The organism is Frischella perrara (genome assembly GCF_000807275.1).
Lineage (GTDB): Bacteria > Pseudomonadota > Gammaproteobacteria > Enterobacterales > Orbaceae > Frischella > Frischella perrara.
Window position 1 is genome coordinate 1,671,125 of the sequence record NZ_CP009056.1, and the last position, 21,838, is coordinate 1,692,962.

Annotated in this window: 16 protein-coding genes and 1 pseudogene; 5 read left to right on the plus strand and 12 right to left on the minus strand. The window is 34.7% G+C overall.

The window, feature by feature from the left end; genetic code table 11:
• Position 1: 1 nt before the first annotated feature.
• The 6 genes from feoB to glyA form a co-directional block, all read right to left on the minus strand.
• Positions 2-2,332: a Fe(2+) transporter permease subunit FeoB gene (gene feoB, locus FPB0191_RS07275; protein ID WP_039105012.1), complete on the minus strand. Its 2,331-nt coding sequence runs from the start codon at positions 2,330-2,332 to the stop codon at positions 2-4.
• Positions 2,329-2,577 carry a FeoA family protein gene (locus FPB0191_RS07280; protein ID WP_039105014.1) on the minus strand — a complete coding sequence of 83 codons (249 nt, stop codon included), beginning with the start codon at positions 2,575-2,577 and terminating at the stop codon, positions 2,329-2,331. The genes feoB and FPB0191_RS07280 overlap by 4 nt, the downstream gene beginning before the upstream one ends.
• Positions 2,578-2,755: 178 nt before the next feature.
• Positions 2,756-4,144, minus strand: coding sequence for a hypothetical protein (locus FPB0191_RS07285; protein ID WP_146202374.1), 1,389 nt, complete (start codon positions 4,142-4,144; stop codon positions 2,756-2,758).
• Positions 4,145-4,254: 110 nt separating this feature from the next.
• A complete protein-coding gene (gene glnE / locus FPB0191_RS07290) occupies positions 4,255-7,071 on the minus strand; it encodes a bifunctional [glutamate--ammonia ligase]-adenylyl-L-tyrosine phosphorylase/[glutamate--ammonia-ligase] adenylyltransferase (protein WP_039105018.1) in 2,817 nt (938 codons plus the stop codon).
• Between the two features lie 82 nt (positions 7,072-7,153).
• Positions 7,154-8,125 carry a CYTH domain-containing protein gene (locus tag FPB0191_RS11755; RefSeq protein WP_052236855.1) on the minus strand — a complete coding sequence of 324 codons (972 nt, stop codon included), beginning with the start codon at positions 8,123-8,125 and terminating at the stop codon, positions 7,154-7,156.
• A gap of 176 nt (positions 8,126-8,301) precedes the next feature.
• Positions 8,302-9,558, minus strand: a complete 1,257-nt coding sequence (gene glyA / locus FPB0191_RS07300; protein WP_039105020.1) for a serine hydroxymethyltransferase — start codon at positions 9,556-9,558, stop codon at positions 8,302-8,304.
• Positions 9,559-9,950: 392 nt separating this feature from the next.
• Between glyA and FPB0191_RS07305 the strand changes: the two genes are divergently transcribed.
• The 4 genes from FPB0191_RS07305 to prmA all read left to right on the plus strand — a co-directional run bounded on the left by FPB0191_RS07305 (position 9,951) and on the right by prmA (position 14,131).
• Complete coding sequence (locus FPB0191_RS07305; protein WP_039105021.1) at positions 9,951-11,345, plus strand: SLC13 family permease; 1,395 nt, start codon at positions 9,951-9,953, stop codon at positions 11,343-11,345.
• A gap of 173 nt (positions 11,346-11,518) precedes the next feature.
• Positions 11,519-11,797 carry a YhdT family protein gene (locus tag FPB0191_RS07310; protein WP_202965327.1) on the plus strand — a complete coding sequence of 93 codons (279 nt, stop codon included), beginning with the start codon at positions 11,519-11,521 and terminating at the stop codon, positions 11,795-11,797.
• Positions 11,798-11,805: 8 nt separating this feature from the next.
• Entirely contained in the window at positions 11,806-13,239 is a 1,434-nt protein-coding gene (gene panF / locus FPB0191_RS07315; RefSeq protein WP_039105023.1) for a sodium/pantothenate symporter, read from the plus strand.
• A 1-nt stretch (position 13,240) separates the two neighbouring features.
• Positions 13,241-14,131 carry a 50S ribosomal protein L11 methyltransferase gene (prmA, locus tag FPB0191_RS07320; protein ID WP_039105025.1) on the plus strand — a complete coding sequence of 297 codons (891 nt, stop codon included), beginning with the start codon at positions 13,241-13,243 and terminating at the stop codon, positions 14,129-14,131.
• 127 nt (positions 14,132-14,258) lie between these two features.
• On the opposite strand, the gene fdhD is transcribed toward prmA, so the two are convergent.
• Genes fdhD through FPB0191_RS07335 form a run of 3 tightly spaced genes read right to left on the minus strand, consistent with a single transcriptional unit; the run spans position 14,259 to position 16,108 of the window.
• The gene (gene fdhD / locus FPB0191_RS07325; protein WP_052236856.1) at positions 14,259-15,050 is read right to left on the minus strand and encodes a formate dehydrogenase accessory sulfurtransferase FdhD; all 792 of its coding nucleotides are present in this window, start codon (positions 15,048-15,050) and stop codon (positions 14,259-14,261) included.
• Between the two features lie 45 nt (positions 15,051-15,095).
• Positions 15,096-15,422 carry an AzlD domain-containing protein gene (locus FPB0191_RS07330; protein WP_039105027.1) on the minus strand — a complete coding sequence of 109 codons (327 nt, stop codon included), beginning with the start codon at positions 15,420-15,422 and terminating at the stop codon, positions 15,096-15,098.
• Positions 15,413-16,108, minus strand: a complete 696-nt coding sequence (locus tag FPB0191_RS07335) for an AzlC family ABC transporter permease (RefSeq protein ID WP_039105030.1) — start codon at positions 16,106-16,108, stop codon at positions 15,413-15,415. The genes FPB0191_RS07330 and FPB0191_RS07335 overlap by 10 nt, the downstream gene beginning before the upstream one ends.
• A 215-nt stretch (positions 16,109-16,323) precedes the next feature.
• Between FPB0191_RS07335 and FPB0191_RS07340 the strand changes: the two genes are divergently transcribed.
• A complete protein-coding gene (locus FPB0191_RS07340; protein WP_039105032.1) occupies positions 16,324-16,854 on the plus strand; it encodes a DedA family protein in 531 nt (176 codons plus the stop codon).
• A 34-nt stretch (positions 16,855-16,888) separates the two neighbouring features.
• Here the strand turns inward: FPB0191_RS07340 and mscM are convergent.
• From mscM to dnaB, 3 genes and pseudogenes are all read right to left on the minus strand, one after another.
• Positions 16,889-19,423, minus strand: a pseudogene (mscM, locus tag FPB0191_RS07345) (miniconductance mechanosensitive channel MscM); the annotation flags it as partial.
• A gap of 104 nt (positions 19,424-19,527) precedes the next feature.
• Positions 19,528-20,376: an archaetidylserine decarboxylase gene (gene asd / locus FPB0191_RS07350; RefSeq protein ID WP_052236858.1), complete on the minus strand. Its 849-nt coding sequence runs from the start codon at positions 20,374-20,376 to the stop codon at positions 19,528-19,530.
• Between the two features lie 47 nt (positions 20,377-20,423).
• Positions 20,424-21,824 (minus strand): replicative DNA helicase, encoded by a 1,401-nt coding sequence (dnaB, locus tag FPB0191_RS07355; RefSeq protein ID WP_039105033.1) that lies wholly within the window; start codon positions 21,822-21,824, stop codon positions 20,424-20,426.
• Positions 21,825-21,838: the final 14 nt, after the last annotated feature.

The following is a 21,838-nucleotide window of genomic DNA, read 5'->3' on the forward strand; positions in this document are numbered from 1 at the left end:
ATTAACAATGCTCAGAATCATGACCGATGTGTGTTCTTTTTAAGCTATTATATTGAGTAAAAGCTGTATATTGACCGATGATCTTTAACACACAAATGATAAATACTAATAAAGCAGCTAAGCCAATTAACCAAAAAAATGCGATTGAAGATACCGCTAATTGTGACAATTGATAATAACCAGTAGCTATAATCCAACCTATACAGAAAGTCCACAAGGCAACAAATATCATCCATCGCATACCGGCTTCACGATACACAGCACCAAGCGCTGCAACACATGGCGTGTAAAGTAAAATAAAAATTAAATATGCCATTGCAGCCTGCGGAGAACCAAAAGATGAAGAAATTTTGCTGATTGTAGTATTATCAATATCTAACTCATCTTGTAATGTATCAATGCTTTGATGAGTTTGCGAAAAACCAATGGGATCGAGCAATGAATGGGTTAATTCCACTAAATTAGCGGGTATCGTCAACCAAGCTGCTTTAACTTCTGCAAAAAAATCCCATGATTCTTCTTGGTTAGAATTTTGTTGATTTTCTATAGAATAAAGCGAATTTAAAGAAGCAATAACAGCTTCTTTTGCAAATATTCCGGTAAAAATCCCCACTGTCGCTGGCCAATTCTGTTGTGTTACTCCCATCGGGGTAAAAATCGGTGTAATAGAATGACTAGCCAAAGCTAAGATAGATTCATCAGTATTTTCATGACCAAATGTTCCATCGCGACTGATCGAATTAAGTATGCTTAAAATCATTACCATTAACACTATGGCTTTACCTGCTTTAAAAATAAAGCTCTTCAATCTTTGCCAAGTTAAATGCAGCATACTTTTTAAGGTTGGAATACGATAAGCGGGCATTTCCATAATAAATGGCGTGATTTCACCTTTTAATAGGGTAAATTTCAATAATAATCCTGTCGCAATCGCAATAACTATTCCTAATAAATACAAGATAAAAACGACAGTTGATGTATGCTGAGGAAAGAAAATAACCGCTAATAAGACATAAACGGGTAACCGAGCATTACAAGACATAAAAGGGATCATACAAATTGACATAATACGATCTCGTGTACTTTCCAGTGTTCGAGTTCCCATAATAGCCGGTACACCACATCCAAAACCTACTAACATTGGAACGAACGCTTTGCCAGGCAAACCTATCATACGCATACCACGATCGACAACCATTGCAGCTCGCGCTAAATAGCCAGAATCCTCCAAAAACGATAAGCAAAAAAACATAGCCGCAATAATAGGTATAAAACTAGCGACGGTCTGAATACCAGAACCAATACCATTGGCCAAAATAACAATTAACCAATCTGGTGCCCCTATATTAATTAGGATATGGCCAAAACCCTCTACACATATTGCAGAGAAAAGTCCATCAAAAAAGTCAATAAATACTGAGCCTAACTTAACGGCAAACATAAACATTAAATAAATAACCAATAAAAAGCAAGGCACGCCTGTGATACGTCCTAAGGTGATTTTATCGATCTTTTCTGATAATGAACTACTAGCTTCACGAGGTGAAGAAATGACCATTTTACAAATTTGATCAATCGCTTCATAACGACTGCTTGCTAATGCGACATCTAATTCACCGTCAAATTGTGCAGCTAATTCATGACGACACTTATCAATAATTGTTAGCTCATCTCGTGTTAGATTCAATAAATGATGATCAATTAAACCTTCCAGTAATTGCCATCGGTTAAGTAACTTAAGCTTACTAGTATCAGGCAAGTTTGATAAATGCTTATCAATAATTTGTTCTTGAGGTTTAGCTAAAGTCGCTACTATTGGTAACTTTGGCAGAGGATCTGTAACAGAATTCTCAATAAGTTGATACAAATTTTCAAGACCTATTTTTTTACTAGCAGAAATTGTAACAACAGGGTAACCCAACAATTGCGTGAGTTTATCCTTATTGATATATTCACCTAAATCTTCTAATGCATCGATCATATTAAGTACAATAATCATCGGTAGATTTAGGTCAATGAGTTGCATGGTTAAATATAAGCTACGCTGTAAATTTGTTGCATCTATAATATTAATAATAATGTCATTTTCTGCCGATAATATATAGTCTCGGGTAATCATTTCATCTTGCGAGCTTGCTTGATTATTATTTTCAATTGCATATGTACCCGGTAGATCAATAATATGATAGTGTCGTTGATGATAATTAAATACACCACTTTTACGTTCAACTGTAACACCCGGCCAATTCCCTACACGTTGAGTTGAACCGGTAAGAAGATTAAATAATGTTGTTTTACCGCAATTTGGATTACCAATTAACGCAATATTCATTCGGCAATTTCCTTAATAGCTATGGTTGCAGCTTCTTTTCGTCGTAAACAGAGAAAAAAACCGCGTATTTTGATCTCTAATGGATCACCAAATGGTGCAACACGGACTAACGAAACTTTACATCCTGGTGTAATCCCCATTGCTAACAATTTGCGTCGGAAAGGGGATGATTCAGGAAGTAAATGGGTGATTACAGCTTCCTTACCATAAGCAAGCTGATTAAGAGTTGATACGGCCGTAACCATTATGAAGTTCCTAAAAATATTAGCATATATCTGTGATAATGCGAATTATTATCAATTTTACTACGAATAAAGTTGCGATTTTATCATTAATTTAGAAAAAATAACAATTTATAGATTGGAATATTGTTTTAATCTGCGAATACAGCAGATTAAAACAATATTAATTGACAATTTCTATTTATAATTGTTCCGTATAACTATAAATATTTTTTAGAATATCTGATATATAACTTTCTGATTGTTTATAAGCGTATTGATATAGCTCTTCACGAGTTAGATACTGACCGGAGGTATAATTACGATATTTTTTGGGTACATCACCTGTATAAACATATTGATTCTCAATTGAATTGTGAAGGAAATTCTCACTATGGCTATAATTATATAATCCTCTCACATTTATATTGATATTTTGTTGTATTTCATTTGAATAAGTACGTGTTTCTAAATTAAAATAATACGTTTTATATATGTCTTGTTTTTCGATCTTATCATTTTCTCCTTTTATATTAATCGTTTTTTCAAGCAAATTTTCACTCATACTATCAATACGAGATTGAGGAGAGGTATTTTGATAATAGTTTTTAGTTGTTATTTCAATCACTATGTCAGCCTGTTGGGTGCTGTTGACAAATTGATAATATTGATTAGTAAAAACATTTGAAGCCAAATTGCGATAGTCAGGACTTAGATAAATTTTAATAATACCTTTTTGCTGATATTGTTTCGCCAATGTGGCAGCATTTTGGTAATTACCATAAGGTTGGTAAATTTCAGCGGCCTGATTAAGAAGTTGTGTAATTTCTCGATAACTATAACGAGTATTAGCATGTTGTAAAATGGTTTGAGCTTTTTCATAATACGATTTTGCTTCTCTTGTTCGATATTTTTTATCGTAAGTTATGAATAATTGTTCACTATCTTTATATTTACCAAGCGGTTTATAAACTTCAATTGCTTGAGCAAAATTTTCAGCTGCGAGTTTAAATGAGTCAAACTGTGCATAATACTTACCCGCATTATAAAATTCATTTGCAGCCACCTGCATATATTTGGTATTAGCCTTCTGATATAAGTTTTCAATATCATTATACTTGTAATATTCTAAGCCTTTTTTGTACAAATCTGCTCGCATCGAATAGCAAGAACTTGATTCACAGGTAACAGCATTACCCCACAAATAATATTCTTCCGCTATGGCTTTCCTTAATGAGAAAAAATCATATTTATTATTAAAGAAAGAGACTTGTTGACTAAAAAAACGATTAGCTAATTGGGATTTCATATTGAGAAGTGCAACTAGACTCTCAATACGACTATTATGATCATTTCTATCTGCTGTTAATAAACGATTTTCGTAATGTCCCATTACATCACTGACCAATTGACGAAAATGAGTTAAATCATCAGCATCAAGTTTTTGCTCACCTTTTTCTTCAACGTATGCGATGATTAAGCTAATGCTCTCCAAATATTTGCCTTCTTTATAAGCTTGATCTGCTGTTCGTTCGAATGCACAAGCCGTCAAAATAACAACACAAAAAAGAATTAAATAGATACGCATCATTATTCCTACTAATATTGTTTAATTAAGTGAGATACTGAGTCGCAAACATTTTAACAATATAATTCAGGTAAAGTTTAATATTCTAGATAAAATGAATGTTCATCTCAGCATTAAATTAACCATTTTTTCCAACTGTTATTTACATATTCTCTTTGTTGTTGAAATTCCTCTTCAACAACATTGGCTGACAATAATTGTAATGATAGACGATGAATTTCATTACGCATCATGATATAGATTTGTGTCAATTTTTCAGCTTCATCTTTAGGCATAATACCTAGTTGAGCAGCTAAGGCAAGAATTCTTACATTATCGCTCCATTTCGTCATCTTAGGTTGCGTGGAGGCATAATTCAGTACTAGATATTGGGAAATAAACTCAATATCACCAATACCACCTTCATCGACTTTTATATTAAATTTTCCATCTGGTTGGCTTAAATGTGCTCGCATTTTTTCACGCATTTCACGAACATCATCTTTTAATTTCTGTTGTTCACGCTTTTTGGTTAAGACTTGGTGACGAATTGAGTCAAATTTTGCTTTTAGTTGCGCTTCGCCATAAACTACTCGGGTTCTAACTAAAGCCTGATGCTCCCATGTCCAAGCATCGTTATTTTGATAATCGGCAAAAGCAGATAATGTACAAGCAAGTAATCCAGCGTCTCCTTGTGGACGTAAACGAACATCAACCTCATATAAAATGCCAGAATTAGTGCGAATATTAAAGAGATAAATAATCCTTTGAACCAGCCTTAAATAGAATTGACGACTATCAATAATCTTAGAACCCGTAGTCATACTTTCGGCAGGGCAATCATGCAAAAAAACCAGATCAAGATCAGAACCATAACCTAATTCTAATCCACCTAATTTACCATAACCTACCACTAACAACCCTTTTTGATTATCATCTTGTAAATAATCTGGACGACCATAACGCTGTATCATCTGATTCCAAGCAATTTGTACAACAAAATCTAGCATTGCCTCCGCTAGATAAGTCAAGTGATCACTCACTTTCATGGTAGGTAATACTTGTTCAACATCAGCTGCAGCAATGTGTAATAACTGCATTTGCTTAAACTGACGTAACGCCTCAAGCTGCTGCTCTTCATCATCTGTCGGGACACGTAATAGATATTGATATAGCTCACTTTTATATTCATTGAGCGCCACTGTTTGATAAAGTGAATTCAGGTCAATCAGTTCGTCAAGCAAAATTGGATAACGCATAAGTTGATCACTGATCATAGGTGATGCTGCACATAAACGAATCAATTGTTTCAAGGCATTGGGATATTCAACTAGCAACTCTAAGTAAGTGGTACGACTAACAATATTAACTAAAATTTGTAATATTCTCGGTAAAATCGTAAGCCATTTGGAATCTTGACACACTAGAGCAAAAACATTTGGCATAAGTTGGTCTAAAATATCTCGACCTCTTACTCCAATGGTACGCTTACCAATATCCTTTCTAAATTGTACAATGAGCTGATATAAAGCGTTATATGCTTCATCATTAGCTAAATTAGGCAGAACAGTTTTGATATCCTCCGCTACTAGATCAATGTCCCATAATTCATTAAATTTTAAACTTTTTACATTCTGTGAATGCTCATTCTCATCACTGCCGATTAAATCATTAAAAATAATACGATTTGCGGATAAACGTTCAGTGAGTTCCTGCTCAAAATTGCTCCAGTTCGTAAATCCCATTCCTATTGCTATACGTGTTTGATTAAGATCATCGTCTGGAAGCGTTTGAGTCTGTTCATCATTAATTGCTTGCAATAGATTCTCACAACGCCTTAAAAACAAATAATTATGTTGTAATGTGTTGACTTCATCAGTCGTTAAAAGCCTTTCATGTTCAATAACTTTTAATGCGTCAAGTAGGGAACGTGTTTGCAAAGCCACCACACGCCCACCTCGAATAAGTTGAAATACTTGTACAATGAACTCAATTTCACGAATGCCTCCCGCCCCTAATTTAATATTATTTTTTAAACCGCGCCGTCGTACTTCTCGCTCAATCATCCCTTTCATATTTCGTAAAGATTGCAATACACTAAAATCAATATAGCGCCGATAGATAAAGGGTTTTAACATTTTATAGAGTTCTTGCGCATAAGGTTCTTGTTGAACACCTAACACTTTTGCTTTCACCATCGCATAGCGTTCCCAATCTCGCCCCTGCTCTTGATAATAATCTTCCATTGATGAAAAACTTATAACAAGTGGTCCACCTTCCCCCAGAGGGCGCAAACGCATATCAACTCGATAGACGAACCCATCTTGAGTAATTTGGTCAAGCGCTTTAATTAACCTTTGTCCAAGGCGGGTAAAGAAAATTGAATTATCTAATTCTCTTCGACCTCCGATTGTCATTCCATGTTGAGGATAAGTAAATATCAGATCGATATCTGATGAGAAATTTAGTTCACCACCACCGAGTTTACCCATTCCTAAAATAATTAATGGCTGTGGATGGCCTTCATGATCACACGGTGTCCCCCACTCTTTGCAACTCAGTTGATACAACCAATCTCGTGCAGCAATAATGATCACTTCAGCTAACGTACTTAATTGTTTTAATGTTTCTTCGGTTGAGCTAGTACAACTAATCTGTGACCAATTAATTATGACTAACATTTTACGTCTAAACTGCCGTAAAACACTCATTAATTGCTCTTCACTACTTACCGTCGTAATTAATTGCTTAAGCCAAGTGGCATAATTTTGGTAATCTGTTGGTGATGGCGGGTTATTATGTATATCAACTAACCAGTTGGGAAAACGAGAAAATGATTCCACTAAAAAATCACTTTGCCATAAAATATCAAGGTAATGATTAACCAGATTTTGATCACAATTGACCAACTTATTTACAACGTTTTGTTTCTGTGTGACTAAACAAGACATAAATCCACCCTGATATTACTTAATTTTTATAGTGAAATAGCTTATGATCTGCATTAACTAATGATATTTTGGTGCTGTTCAATTAATAATTGTTACCATCCAATTCATTCGTTAACATTACCCGCATTAATAATAATTTCAATTTATTATTACTTTCACTGAAAGCAAACGTTTTAATTTGTTCTATATGATTACACTGCTGTGACCATATTTGATAACTAGAAATTAACAAATTTGAAGATTCTTTATTAGTAAGGGCTGCGATAATTTTGGCCAAACTAGTTTTAACTTCAAATAATGTATTTTGATAAAAATCGAGATCATCATGAATAAGGGCATATTCCTCGTTCGTTTGCCAAAATTGTAACAACTTGGCTAATGTAGATTTCAAGTTTTCGATATCAATATCTAAATTATCTATTTTATTTATCTTAGAACCTTTTAATAACTGATATCCACGAGATGCTTTACTTTGGGAAAATAAATGACTTTTAAATCGCGTCACTTGGAGTGCCAATTCGATTAAATCGTTTTGATTTCCTGATTTTAATTCAAGTTCAATTTCTTGTATTGGTATCTGTTTATTCTTGGTAACTGCAATGGATCCCATGTCTAAAGCAATTTCTATCTCACTTTGATTAACGCTAACCAACCAGACATGTCGCGTAAAATGAGTAGTAAACTGTGCTATTAACTGCTTTGTTAACCAAGTTATATCAGCATCTTTAGGCAAAGCTAGGCGAGGGAAAAGAGTCAAATCAATCTGTTCATTGGTTAAATCGACATTATATTCCAACCGTTGATGTAAACCCGCAACGGCTAAACCAGCAGATTTTAAAGTCATTTCATATTGCTTAGCTTGTTGTTCAATTTGTTTGGAACGAACTCTGATGCTTATACGATGCGATTTTAAATAACTATCCGGCGTGTCATAGTAGATATTTTCTAATTGATAATTTGTTCGTTCTAAAATTGTTAAAGAGTCAAAAAAATGACTTATAGACTCGATCGATGATTGATCAATTTCAAATTTTAACTCAATCTCATTACTCATTAATTGAATCTCTGGCTAAGGATGATAAAAATATACTATAACAATTTACCTAAACCGTCACTAGAGTGATTAGATAACCATTAATATAATTATGACAAAAAAGTGCGCTATACAGCGCACTAATATTCATAAATTTGAACGTTTATAAAATGGTTTAATAATCAGCTAAAGATATATTATTTTTCATACACAGGGAAACGTTGACAAAGTTCAATAACTTGAGCTTTAACCTTATCAATCACTTCAGCATCATTAATATGATCTAAAACATCACATATCCAATTAGCAAGCTGTTTTGCTTCGCCTTCTTTAAAGCCTCTGCGGGTCATCGCTGGTGTACCTAACCGTATACCGGATGTAATAAATGGGCTTTTCGGATCTTTTGGCACACTGTTTTTATTCACTGTAATATTAGCACGCCCTAAAGCTGCATCAGCCTCTTTACCAGTTATATTTTTATCAACTAAATCAATTAAAAATAAGTGATTTTGTGTTTCTCCGGAAACTACTTTATAACCTCGCTTGATGATTGCATCCACCATCGTTTTAGCATTTTTAACAACTTGTTGCTGATATAACTTATATTCAGGTTCCATTGCTTCTTTTAAAGCAACCGCTTTTGCAGCAATAACGTGCATTAAAGGTCCACCTTGTGCACCTGGAAACACAGCGGAATTTAATTTTTTATATAAGTCTTCATCACCATTTTTAGCAAGAATTAACCCACCTCGTGGTCCGCCCAATGTTTTATGTGTAGTCGTTGTTACTACGTGTGCGTGTGGAATCGGGTTTGGATAAACACCTGCTGCAACTAATCCTGCAACATGTGCCATATCAACAAATAAATAAGCCCCTACACTGTCAGCTATTTCGCGCATTCTTTTCCAATCGACAATTCCAGAATAAGCAGAAAATCCACCAATGATCATTTTAGGTTGATTTTCTTGCGCAATTTTTGCCATTTCGTCGTAGTCTATATGTCCCGTTTCATCGACACCATAAGCAACAATATGATAGAGCTTACCAGAAAAACTGACCGGTGCACCGTGAGTTAAATGTCCACCTTCTGATAAATTCATGCCTAATACTGTATCACCCGGTTGTAAAAGAGCGGAATAAACAGCAAAATTTGCTTGGGAACCAGAATGAGGTTGCACATTTGCAAAATCTGCCCCAAAAAGTTGTTTAGCACGATCGATAGCCAATTGTTCAACTGTATCAACATATTCACAACCACCATAATAACGTTTACCTGGATAACCCTCGGCATATTTATTGGTAAGTTGTGTCCCTTGTGCTTGCATAACGCGAGGACTAGTGTAATTTTCAGATGCAATTAATTCGATGTGTTCTTCTTGACGTCTGTTTTCACACTCAATTGCATCCCATAAATCTTGGTCATAATCCGCTATTGTCATTTGCTTATTAAACATTTTTTCTCCTAATAGCTGTATAGTTATTACATTTTGAAAACCACAATTCATTATTATTGAATTGATTATCCTAAACCGATAAGAAATATTCAATTAAAAAGATAATGTTTCGATTAAGATCAATTTTAACCATAATACAATAATCGTTAATTTTCCTCCTATCATATTAATTTATTATCATAATTATCTACTATAGCTAAATTCAACGATAAGGTAACGATTAATAAAATAAGCTAATAATCATATGATTATCAATTAAATTTGTTATACCAAATTCCATTTTTAAGATAATTTATTGAATAATAACAATTTTATTATTTTCAGCTTTGTTTGGTTTAAATCCATTATTCAATTAAAATGACCAACTGCATTATTTAACAATACGATTGCTAATGAAAATAAATAAACTTGTTGCTATCACATTAGCCTGTACAGTGCTATTAATTATTCGCTTTGCTTTACCTGATATAGATGGCTTATCTGTTCAGGCAAAATCAACATTAGCTATTGCCGCATTTTCCATAATAATCTGGATCTCTGCTGCACTGGAAGATGTAATAAGTGGTTTTGTGGTTTTGCTATTATTATGCTTATTTCACGCTACTACCGTGCAAGGTGCATTAATTGGTTATGCGAATTCGGCTTTATGGTTAATTGTGGTTGGATTTATTATGGCGACGTCGATGGATAAAAGTGGTTTATCTAAGCGAATTGCCTTAATTTTACTGAATTATTCGGGAGGGAAGGTATTACGTATCTATTGGTCAATTGCTACCGTTATGTTAGTACTGACCTTTTTAGTACCATCCATTACCGCTAGAGTTTTGTTAATGTTACCCATTGTTATGGGAATTGCAAAAGCGTTTAATTGTAAACCGAATGAAAGTAATGCAATTAAAGCCATGTTATTAATTGTTTCTATTTGTGGCACCATGATGAGTATGGCAGTGATTACAGCGCATGCTGCCAATCCTATTACCGCTGGGCTTATTGAAAAAAATCTGGATATAAGTATTAGTTGGACACTGTGGTTTCAAGTCGCTGGTTTACCGGCTTTATCTTTAGCTATTATTTCCATTGTTTTAATTAGTCTAATGTGGCGACCTGAATCTCTTAATGCACATGATGCCAAAACCTATATTCAACAAGAGATTAAAACACTCGGAAAACTTACCGCCAAAGAGATTTATACCTTAATTATATTTTCACTAACATTATTATTATGGGCAACAGATGCCATTCATAATACGCCAATATTAATTGTCGGTCTTGCTAGTAGCATCGCCTTATTATGGCCACATTATGGAGCCATAACTTGGAAAGAAGCCCAATCACATATTCCTTGGAGCATATTTATCCTTTATGGAGCTGGATTATCTATGGGTATGGCACTTGTCAATACCGGTGCTGCAAAATGGATTGCTAGTCTGGCATTTTCCCCTTTAGCTGGTCTATCTATTGAATGGCAATTAGTGGCGATTATTTGGTTTATAACAGCGCTTCAACTGATATTTACCGGTGGAGGACCGAAAACGACAGCACTTATGCCAATCGTTATTACTTTCGCAATGCATAACCATACTAACTCTCTTATTTTTAGTATTATTATTGGTATGAATATGTTACATCAATATATTTTACCTGTTAATAATATGCCAAATATGATAATTCTGGGAAGCGGTTATATCAAAGCACGTGAAATGATTATTACTGGATTGATCATGAGTTTTGTTTCTGCCTCTTTCATGAGTGTAATGGTCTTTACGTATTGGCAGTGGTTTCTTTAAATAAAAGATAATACATTATAAAATAAACCGATTTATTACAATTAATTAATCGGTTTATCAAAGATATAGTATTAAGATTTCAATAAAATTGTCTGCCAAATAATACTGACCTTCGTGAAAAGGTAAATCGACTTGCTTATTTAAATAGTTTATTTTAATCTAGATCTTTTTTAATGGCATTGTCAGTAGTTATGATAGATAAACGTTATTTGCAAGCAAACAAAGAAGCTCGATTATCATTCTACATTACCGTTCTTTATATGGTATGTTGGATATTATCTGCCTACTTTTTACATAATCAACAAGGCATATTTGGATTTCCAGCATGGTTTGAAGTTTCCTGCCTTTTTACACCCATTGGTTTTATTATTATTTGTTATTTCGTCGTCAAAACTCAATTTAAAAACATATCACTTGAAAACCAACAATTAGATTCACCATCTGAAGAGTAAACTATATTATGAATACCGATATAATTATACCATTGGTACTTTATTTAGTATTGGTGTTTGCCATTTCTGGTTACGCCTACTTTAAACGCAAAAAAAGTGATCAGTTTAGCGATTATTTTATTGGTAATCGTACCATGGGCGGCTTTTTACTCGCCATGACTCTAGCTGCAACTTACATTAGTGCAAGCTCATTTATCGGCGGTCCTGGTGCTGCTTATAAATTTGGCTTAGGTTGGGTACTACTTGCCATGATCCAAGTACCTACCGTGTTATTATCACTTGGTATCTTAGGTAAGAAATTTGCCATATTAGCTCGTAAATATAATGCTATTACCCTAAGTGATATGCTCTATGCACACTATCGAAGTCGTATAATCGTTTGGCTAGCAAGTATTGCTATCGTGGTGGCATTTGTTGGTGCGTTGACTGTGCAATTTATTGGCGGTGCGCGGTTGTTAGAATCTTCAGTCGGCATTTCCTATTATCATGGGCTACTAATATTTGGTATTGGTACGGTTATTTATACTGCTTTCGGTGGATTTAGAGCAGGTATACTTAATGATGCATTCCAAGGCATGGTCATGATAATAGGAGCCATTTTATTACTTGTCGCGGTAATTTATACCGGTGGAGGAATCCACCACATGATGGATACAATTAGTCATATAGATCCTGCATTATTAACTCCTCAGGGTCCAGATAATTTTATGGACTTCCCATTTATGACTTCATTTTGGATTTTAGTCTGTTTCGGTGTCGTCGGTTTACCCCATACAGCGGTACGTTGCATGGCTTATAAAGACAGTAAAGCCGTTCATCGTGGCATTATATTAGGTACGATTATCGTCACGGTTATCATGTTTACAATGCACTTATCTGGTGCTTTAGGACGAGCAATATTGCCTGATTTAACCATTCCTGATCAAGTAGTCCCTAATTTGATTGTTCAAGTATTACCACCCATTGTGGCTGGTATTTTTCTAGCTGCACCATTAGCCGCTATTATGTCAACAATTAATGCTCAATTATTACAAGTTTCATCAGTATTAATTAAAGATCTATTTTTATCCATCAAACCTGAAGCTAAAAAATACGATAAAGCCCTTACCCGATTATCCGTTTTAATCACCTTTATTTTTGGTGCATTATTAATATTCGCTGCTTGGAATCCTCCTAATATGGTAATTTGGTTAAACCTTTTAGCATTTGGAGGCTTGGAGGCCGTATTTTTATGGCCATTAGTATTAGGTTTATATTGGAAAAACGCTAACGCATGTGGTGCGCTATCTTCTATGCTAGCAGGTGCTGGTTGTTATATCTATTTAATAAGCTACAACATTAAGATTTTTGATTTTCAGCCCATTGTACCTACGTTACTGTTGGGACTGATTGTCTTTATTATTGCTAATCACTTTGGCAAAACACTTCAAAATAGGGATTAATATGCCTTGGATTCAATTAAAAATTAATACAACTAATCAATATGCAGAACAATTTAGTGATTTATTAGAAGAGAGTGGTGCTGTATCAGTTACCTTCCAAGATACTTATGATAATCCCGTGTTTGAACCATTGCCTGGCGAAACACGATTATGGGGAAATACAGATGTAATTGGTTTATATGATGCAGACATTGATACACATCAATTAATCAGCATGTTGCAAGCATCCCCACTTTTTTCAGATGAAATAACTTATAAAATAGAGCAATTAGAAGACAAAGATTGGGAACGCGAGTGGATGGATAATTTTCACCCAATGAAATTTGGTCAAAAACTTTGGATTTGTCCAAGTTGGCGTGAAGTTCCTGATCCTAATGCTGTTAATGTGATGCTCGATCCGGGCCTAGCCTTCGGAACCGGTACTCACCCTACAACTTCTCTATGCTTACAATGGCTAGATAGCTTGGATCTTAAAGATAAAACGGTAATTGATTATGGCTGTGGTTCAGGAATATTGGCTATTGCAGCATTAAAACTCGGTGCAAAATCTGTTATTGGTGTTGATATTGATCCACAGGCATTACAGGCTAGTCGTGATAATGCCGAGCGTAATCATGTTAGTGAACAGTTATCTCTTTTTTTAGCCAAAGATTTACCTGCAAATCTAGAAGCTGATATCGTAGTCGCTAACATCTTAGCAGGTCCACTTAAGGAACTTGAGCCAAATATTGAAATTTTGGTCAAACCTAATGGATTGGTAGGATTATCTGGTATTTTGGCGACTCAAGCAGACAGTGTTTATCAAGCCTACCAAGCAGACTTTCAGCTTGATCCGATTGTTACATTAGATGAATGGTGCCGAATTACGGGTAGGAAAAGCCAATCTAAATAACTTAAAATCATATTACTTGGTATTTTCATAAATTAAAGATGCCTATTGGTATCTTTAATTTATAATCTCAGCCTATTCAAGCCTAAAATAGTGATAAAAAACTATAAATCTAAATGAGAGTGTTCTATTAGCTTATTATTCGTTGTTGACCAGAGTAAATAACACCGCTATCTCCACGAAAAAAACCGACTAATGTCAATTGGCATTGTTGGGCCGTTGTTATGGCTAACGAAGTAGCTGCTGAAACGGCAAATAAGAATTCTACACCACATTTAGCTGCTTTTTGTACCATTTCATAACTCGCCCGACTAGAAACTAGAATAACACCTTGTTGTTGTGTTTGTTTAGCACGGAAGCCTAATAATTTATCGAGTGCCACATGGCGACCAATATCTTCAAATCCAGCGATAAATTGTCCCTTAAGATCTAACCAAACTGCTGCATGTGTGCATCCTGTTTGTTCTCCAACGATTTGTATTTGCTTTAACAGTGGTAAACTATATTGAAAATCATTTAACTTAATTTGATTTGAAAATGGTAATGTTTTAAGTGTTTGATATATTTGATTAAGTTGTTCGGTTCCACAAATACCACATCCTGTACGGCCGGCTAAACTACGGCGTCTCTCTTTAAGTAACATAAACCGTCTGCTTGCCAATTCAATATTAAGTGTAATACCTTTTTCGTTGTAATCTATATCAATACCATAGATTTCACTCACATTTTCAATAATACCTTCCGTTAACGAAAAACCAATCGCAAAATGAATCAAATCTTTTGGGGTTGCCATCATTACTACATGGGAAATACCATTATAAACTAGGGCCACGGGAACTTCTGCTGCAACAATATCAGTTTGGGGCGGTAAAATGATATCTTTATTAAATTTATCAACAATTACTGTATTTTCTACTTTCATCCTTTTACCTTTATATTAAAAATGCTCTTTTTAAAACCAAATTTATCAGATCAATGACCTTATTAATGCCATTGCTGCCATACCGACAATGACAACCCACATTAAATTCCGAGTGACAATAGCGCTTATTATAGTTGGTATAGCGGCTAGAATATATTCAGTGTGCATTATTGGCCATGTATCTTTTTGATATAACGTCAAACTTTGTACTAATAATGCAGTTAGTATACATAAGGGTATATAGGATAAAAAATCAGTGATAATTTGAGGAATGTGAACTTTTCTTACTAATAAAAATGGAATAACCCTTGGCAACCAAGTAACAAGTCCACAGCCCAGTATAACTAGCAGGCTATAAATACTTATTTGCATTTTTCAATTAATACTCCTATAAAACATCCTAGTAATGTAGCAACTATGATTGCCAACTCGGGAATCATTATTCTCATTAAAAAAATCATTAAAATAGCCACAATAAATATAACAAAAAGATTATGTAATTTAGAATGTTTTTTATCATTGATAAATTGTAAATAAAGTAAACCAATAAACATAGCAATTAAAGAAAAATCAAAACCAAATTGATAAGGATCCGGTAACCAATTTCCAAGTATTGCTCCTGTAATACAAGACATAATCCAAACCAAATAAGCGGTAATATTTAATCCGTGCATCCAGTTTGCATCAATCGTTTTTTGTTGACTAAACGCATTAACTGCCACTGCAAATGTTTCATCAGTTAATAATGTTCCAATACCAATATTATTGATTAAAGAAAAACGTTTGAAGAAAGGTGCAATCGTCATTCCCATCAATAAATGACGTAAATTAATTAAAAACACTGTGAAGATGATGACCATAATAGGAGCTGTTGTTAATAATAGACCGGTGATAATAAATTGAGCAGCACCGGCATAAACAATGATAGATAATAAAGTAATTTCTAGGATTGTTAGATTGGCTGCTTTACCAATAATACCAGCAGCGATACCAATACCAACATAGCCAAATAAAGTAGGAATACAATCAATTATGCCCTTTCTGAATGAAGAATTCATATTTCAAAATAGAATGGAAACGTTTGCAGTTAATTATAGAAAATAACAAACCTGAAAGCGATACTTACTTTCGTCTGCAATAAAAACAAAATTATTAATTATTATTTTTTTTGAAATTTTTAAAATTGCTTTAAACAATTTTTTAGATAATGAACTGTTGTTAAGGTAAAATATCTGTCATTAACTTACTTTTAAATTATTTTGAGATAATGAATATGTCAATACATGAAATCACTTTAGTGACAATGGAATTCATCAAAGCTCATCAGATTTGGGCGTTACCAATCATTTTTTTATTGTCTTTTGGTGAATCTTTAGCAATTATCTCGTTGGTGATACCAGCCACCGCCATTTTATTAGCGGTAGGTGCGCTAGTTGGAGCAGAACTTGTACCTTTCTTACCTACTCTCCTTGCTGCTTCCCTTGGAGCGATTTGTGGCGACTGGATATCTTATTGGCTAGGAAAACATTATCACCATAAAGTTATTAATTCTTGGCCTCTCAAAAAACATCCTAAGCTTGTCTATCGCGCTGAACAATTTTTCCAACGTTACGGTGTGATGGGTGTGTTTATTGGTCGCTTTTTTGGACCACTTAGGGCGATTGTTCCATTAATAGCCGGTGCAATGCATATGCCGAATTTAAGATTCAATCTTGCCAATGTACTGTCTGCACCACTTTGGGCATTTGTGATATTGGCACCAGGTGCATTTGGTATGCAATGGTTAACCCCGTTATTTGGCTAAAAGATTGAATCCTTATCAAATGGAAATTAGTAACTTATATTGTACCTACGGTATAAGTACGCCGACCTGTTTTCCTTCCACACGATTCTAAATTAGTTTGTAATGGCGGGAATGGTAAAACGAGATCATGTTGGCGATATTCTTTGATAATCAATTGTTGAATCTCGCTACGTAATGGCATTCGATGCGACATTTCTGAGGCGAACATACGTAATTCAAATAGCTGTATTCCCTCTTGAATATCAACCAAGAAAACCTGAGGTTCTGGATCATTAAGGACATATTCGCTTTGCTTAGCCACTTTCAATAAAATGTCCATAACCAATTGAGTATTTGCTTCAATCGTTGCCGGAATGGTTAGTACTATTCGTGTAATAGCATCCGATAATGACCAGTTAACTAATTGCTCAGTAATAAAGGCTTTATTAGGCATCACAATTTCTTTTCTGTCCCAATCGACAATTGTGGTAGCCCGTGTATTAATCTTGGTAATAGTGCCCGTTAAGTCACGAATTGTGACAGTATCGCCAATGCGCACCGGCTTTTCAAATAACATGATTAGACCAGATATAAAATTAGCAAAAATTTCTTGTAAACCAAAACCAAGACCTACCCCCAATGCGGCGATCAACCATTGGATTTTAGCCCAATCAATGCCCACAAAAGAAAATGCAATCATACAGCCAACCATAAGAATAATATACTTACTTACAGTTGAAATAGCGTAACCTGTACCTGGGGTGAGATCCAAGTGTTGTAAAATACCCAATTCAAGTAAAGCGGGTAAGTTCTTCACTAATTGAATCGTGATCATTAATACTAAGATCGCAATAAATAATGAGCTTAGACTAATATATTGTTCGACTTCAGTACCATTAATAATGGCTTTAGTTCTCCATAGTTTGATATTGTCCATAAAGGCAAACGCTGAATGAAGCTCTGACCATAGTAGTATCATACTGATCAACGCTATCATAGCGATAATCGAACGCACTAACTGTAATGATTGCGCACTAATTACATCCAAATCAATAACCGGTTCATCAATAGCATCTTGGTTATTCACTGACGTAGTATGTTCATCTTCACTTTTAGCCCGTTGAGCAAGTCGATCAATACGTCGTTGTTTCGCTCGATCAAATTCAATACGGCGTTTTTGAATCCACATCCAACGACGGATCAAGAAGTAAATTACTAATAAGGCAAACCAAGTTGTGACTGAAGCCTCCAAACGTCCTAATAACACCTGAGCCGTCGACAAATAACCAAAACAGGTTGCAATAATGGCTATCCATGGAGCACTTAATATAATTAGCCATAAAATTCGGCTTAAAAGATTATCGCCCGATCCTCTTTTATCTATGTAGAGAGGTACACCCGCTCTATGAATGGCATTAGTCATAAACACTAAGGCGAAACACAATAATATAAAACCGAAACGCCCTATAGTCGCAGCAAATTGACGATTGTTATATTGCTCAAAACTCATGACTATCATTACTAACGGGATAACCACCCAAACAGATAATTGATAATACTTCATAGCAGAACGAACTTGTTGAGCAGTCCAGCCAAAATGCGCAATGAATAATCCTTTAGGCGAAGCTAAATAGGCACTAATAATAAATCCCCAAAGTATAGGTGCTGCAGCATTCACACCATAACCCAAAGCAACCACCGCAGGATATTGCCAATTAGCTTGCATTAAATAGCCAATAATAGCCCATAAAATTGGAATAGGAAGAGCCATCAGTAGAGAATAAATAACAACCTTAATTGTTAGTGAGAAACTATCTTGAGTAACCTTACCAACACGTAAAGCCGTTTTTTCTAAATATTGGTTATATTTAGGTTTCGCTTTAAAATCTATGTATACAGCAAAAGCAGCAAGCAATAAGAATAAGATTAAAGGTGACTTGATTATATCCAGACTAGCATTGTAAATCTGCGATAAAGTATCGACAGAAAACAAGGTGTAGGCCGTATCTTTTGCTAAATCAATCAGAAAAGATGTCGAAATTGGATTAACATCAGCGACCCAGAAAAAATACCGATGCGCTGCATCGTTAACACTATCAATAGCACTAATTAATTGACTATTCGCGATCTTCAGTTTAGTGAGTTCAAGTATAATTGTGTCATAACCCGACATCAACGTTTTCAATAAATCACGTTGTTCACGAAGTAATTGCCGATATTCATTAATTTTTCGGTTATCTAATTTAGAATTAGCTAAATTAGAATATTGCTCTAACTGTTTAAGAAAATTATTATCATTTAATTGTTGAACTTTGGCTTCAGCAATATCAGCATCAATTGCTTGTGGTTTTGGTTTTTCTGGTAGGTTAAGAAGTTGAAGACGTAATGTTTCACCTAAAGCAGTTGAAAAACTAAGCCATTCTCCTTGTTCATCAAGCGTTACTAACGTATTTTGAACATGTGAAATTTGAGCCAATATAGTATTTTGATTGGTTGTAATATGATCAAGCTGTTCTTTTTGCCAATTTAGACGGTTCTTTAATTCGCTATTCTTATTAGACAACTGCGCAATAATTTTAATCAAATCTTCATTATTTTCAATAGTTGGAATAGTATTAGCCTGAGTTACCGTACAAAAGAAGGCGATAATAAAAATGAAAATAAAATTAATAATATTACGCATGTTAAATAACTCTAATTAATTTTTGCCATCTTTTGACCAACTCGAGTTATATCACCCACTCTTAAGGAATCTACAAATTGCACACTATTTTGGGCAAATAGCGTTATCACAGTCGATCCTAATTTAAAGCACCCAAAATCTTCACCTTTCTCAACAGGGATTCCTGAAGCATAGGTCCACCGTTTCATAATACCATCTCTTGGAGGAGTAATAAGACCTTCCCATTTGGTTTCAATACTACCCACAATAGTTGCACCAACTAAAATTTGCGCAATCGGTCCTATTTCGGTTTCAAATAGGCAAATCACTCGTTCATTACGCGCAAATATATTCGGGATACTTTCAGTCGTTGCTTTATTTACTGAATAAAGTGATCCTGGTACGTAGATCATTTCTTTAAGTTTACCAGCAAAAGTGGCATGAAAACGGTGATAATTACTTGGTGCTAAATAAGTTGTAACATAGCTGCCATTTGTGAAATAACGGATCATTTCTGGATGACAAGCAACCAGCGAATCTAATGTGTAAGTATGTCCTTTTGCTTGTAATAATCCTTTATCCTGAATGGTACCAAATTGGCTAAGTACACCATCAGCCGGCATAACGATACTATTTTCCGATTCATCAATTGGTCGAGCATTAGGTTTCAAGTTGCGTGCAAAAAAGTCATTAAATGTTTTATAGTCTTCGGCTTTTTCAAATTCAGCCTCATTAAGATCGATTTTATAAAGCTTAATAAAGCCTTTGATCATTAATTGCGTAACACCACCTAATTGTTTACGTGCTAACCAACCAAACATACTCGTTAAAAGTTGTTTTGGTAATAGATATTGGATAATGGCTTTAATTTGATTTAACATGAGGTTAATTTCTCTTTTTGTTAATAACATAGTTACATTACGAATAATTATTCATCATCAAAATAATCTGCTGCATTAGCATAATTATCAAAACGAGACCATTGCCCCTGAAATTTCAGACGCACTTTACCGATCGGACCATTACGTTGTTTACCTAGAATAATTTCCGCAACACCTTTATGATCAGAAGTTTCATTATAAACTTCATCACGATAAATAAACATAATCACATCAGCATCTTGTTCAATAGAACCTGATTCACGTAAATCTGAGTTAACTGGGCGTTTATCAGATCGTTGTTCTAAACCACGATTAAGCTGAGAAAGTGCAACAACGGGTACTTGCAATTCTTTCGCCAATGCTTTTAGTGATCGCGAGATTTCAGCAATTTCTAAAGTTCTATTTTCCGATATATTAGGCACACGCATCAGCTGTAAATAGTCAACCATAATCATACTAAGACCATTATGCTCGCGATAGATTCGGCGTGCTCGTGAACGTAATTCCATCGGCGTTAAACCTGATGAGTCATCAATGTACATATTTTTCTTTTCGAGCAAAATCCCCATCGTGCTGGATATTCTAGCCCAATCATCATCATCAAGTTGTCCTGTTCTAATTTTAGTTTGATCAACGCGTGATAATGACGCTAACATACGCATCATAATTTGTTCAGCTGGCATTTCTAAACTGAAAATTAACACCGGCTTATCTTGCATCATTGCTGCATTTTCGCATAAATTCATAGCAAAGGTTGTTTTCCCCATAGATGGCCTTGCTGCAACAATAATTAAATCTGAACGCTGTAAACCAGCTGTCTTTTTATCAAGATCAATAAAACCTGTAGAAACCCCAGTTACACCATCATGTGGTTTCTGAAATAATTCTTCAATCTTTGCTACAGTATCTTCAAGAACTGATGTGATACTTTTAGGTCCTACACCTTGTTTAGCACGTTGTTCTGCTATTTGAAAAACCTTTGTTTCAGCTAAATCTAAGATTTCTTCACTACTTCGCCCTTCTGTAGCATAAGCATTATCTGCTATGTCATTGGATGCACTGATTAATTCACGTAATATTGCTTGTTGACGAATAATCTCCGTGTAAGCGACCACATTGATAGCACTAGGTGTATTTTTAGATAATTCAGCCAAATAAGCAAAACCACCAACATCACTCAAAATATCTTTACTTTCTAAACTCTCTGACAATGTAATTAAGTCAATTGGTATAGCCTTACTAGCCAAATTTTGCATTTCAGCAAAAATGAGTTGGTGGTGTCGAGAATAAAAATCGCGTTCTGTAATTGTTTCGGCAACACGATCCCAACGTTGATTATCAATCATTAAACTGCCTAGTACAGCCTGTTCTGCCTCAATAGAGTGTGGTGGTAATTTCGAGCTATGAATGTTAGCTTCACGCTCTTGTTTAAAGGGTTTATTTGTCATGGATTATTTACATT

Coding starts and splice junctions, on each gene's coding strand:
- feoB (WP_039105012.1), bottom strand. CDS start 2,332: ATGAATATTGCGTTAATTGGTAATCCAAATTGCGGTAAAACAACATTA.
- FPB0191_RS07280 (WP_039105014.1), bottom strand. CDS start 2,577: ATGGTTACGGCCGTATCAACTCTTAATCAGCTTGCTTATGGTAAGGAA.
- FPB0191_RS07285 (WP_146202374.1), bottom strand. CDS start 4,144: ATGATGCGTATCTATTTAATTCTTTTTTGTGTTGTTATTTTGACGGCT.
- glnE (WP_039105018.1), bottom strand. CDS start 7,071: ATGTCTTGTTTAGTCACACAGAAACAAAACGTTGTAAATAAGTTGGTC.
- FPB0191_RS11755 (WP_052236855.1), bottom strand. CDS start 8,125: ATGAGTAATGAGATTGAGTTAAAATTTGAAATTGATCAATCATCGATC.
- glyA (WP_039105020.1), bottom strand. CDS start 9,558: ATGTTTAATAAGCAAATGACAATAGCGGATTATGACCAAGATTTATGG.
- FPB0191_RS07305 (WP_039105021.1), top strand. CDS start 9,951: ATGAAAATAAATAAACTTGTTGCTATCACATTAGCCTGTACAGTGCTA.
- FPB0191_RS07310 (WP_202965327.1), top strand. CDS start 11,519: ATGGCATTGTCAGTAGTTATGATAGATAAACGTTATTTGCAAGCAAAC.
- panF (WP_039105023.1), top strand. CDS start 11,806: ATGAATACCGATATAATTATACCATTGGTACTTTATTTAGTATTGGTG.
- prmA (WP_039105025.1), top strand. CDS start 13,241: ATGCCTTGGATTCAATTAAAAATTAATACAACTAATCAATATGCAGAA.
- fdhD (WP_052236856.1), bottom strand. CDS start 15,050: ATGAAAGTAGAAAATACAGTAATTGTTGATAAATTTAATAAAGATATC.
- FPB0191_RS07330 (WP_039105027.1), bottom strand. CDS start 15,422: ATGCAAATAAGTATTTATAGCCTGCTAGTTATACTGGGCTGTGGACTT.
- FPB0191_RS07335 (WP_039105030.1), bottom strand. CDS start 16,108: ATGAATTCTTCATTCAGAAAGGGCATAATTGATTGTATTCCTACTTTA.
- FPB0191_RS07340 (WP_039105032.1), top strand. CDS start 16,324: ATGTCAATACATGAAATCACTTTAGTGACAATGGAATTCATCAAAGCT.
- asd (WP_052236858.1), bottom strand. CDS start 20,376: ATGTTAAATCAAATTAAAGCCATTATCCAATATCTATTACCAAAACAA.
- dnaB (WP_039105033.1), bottom strand. CDS start 21,824: ATGACAAATAAACCCTTTAAACAAGAGCGTGAAGCTAACATTCATAGC.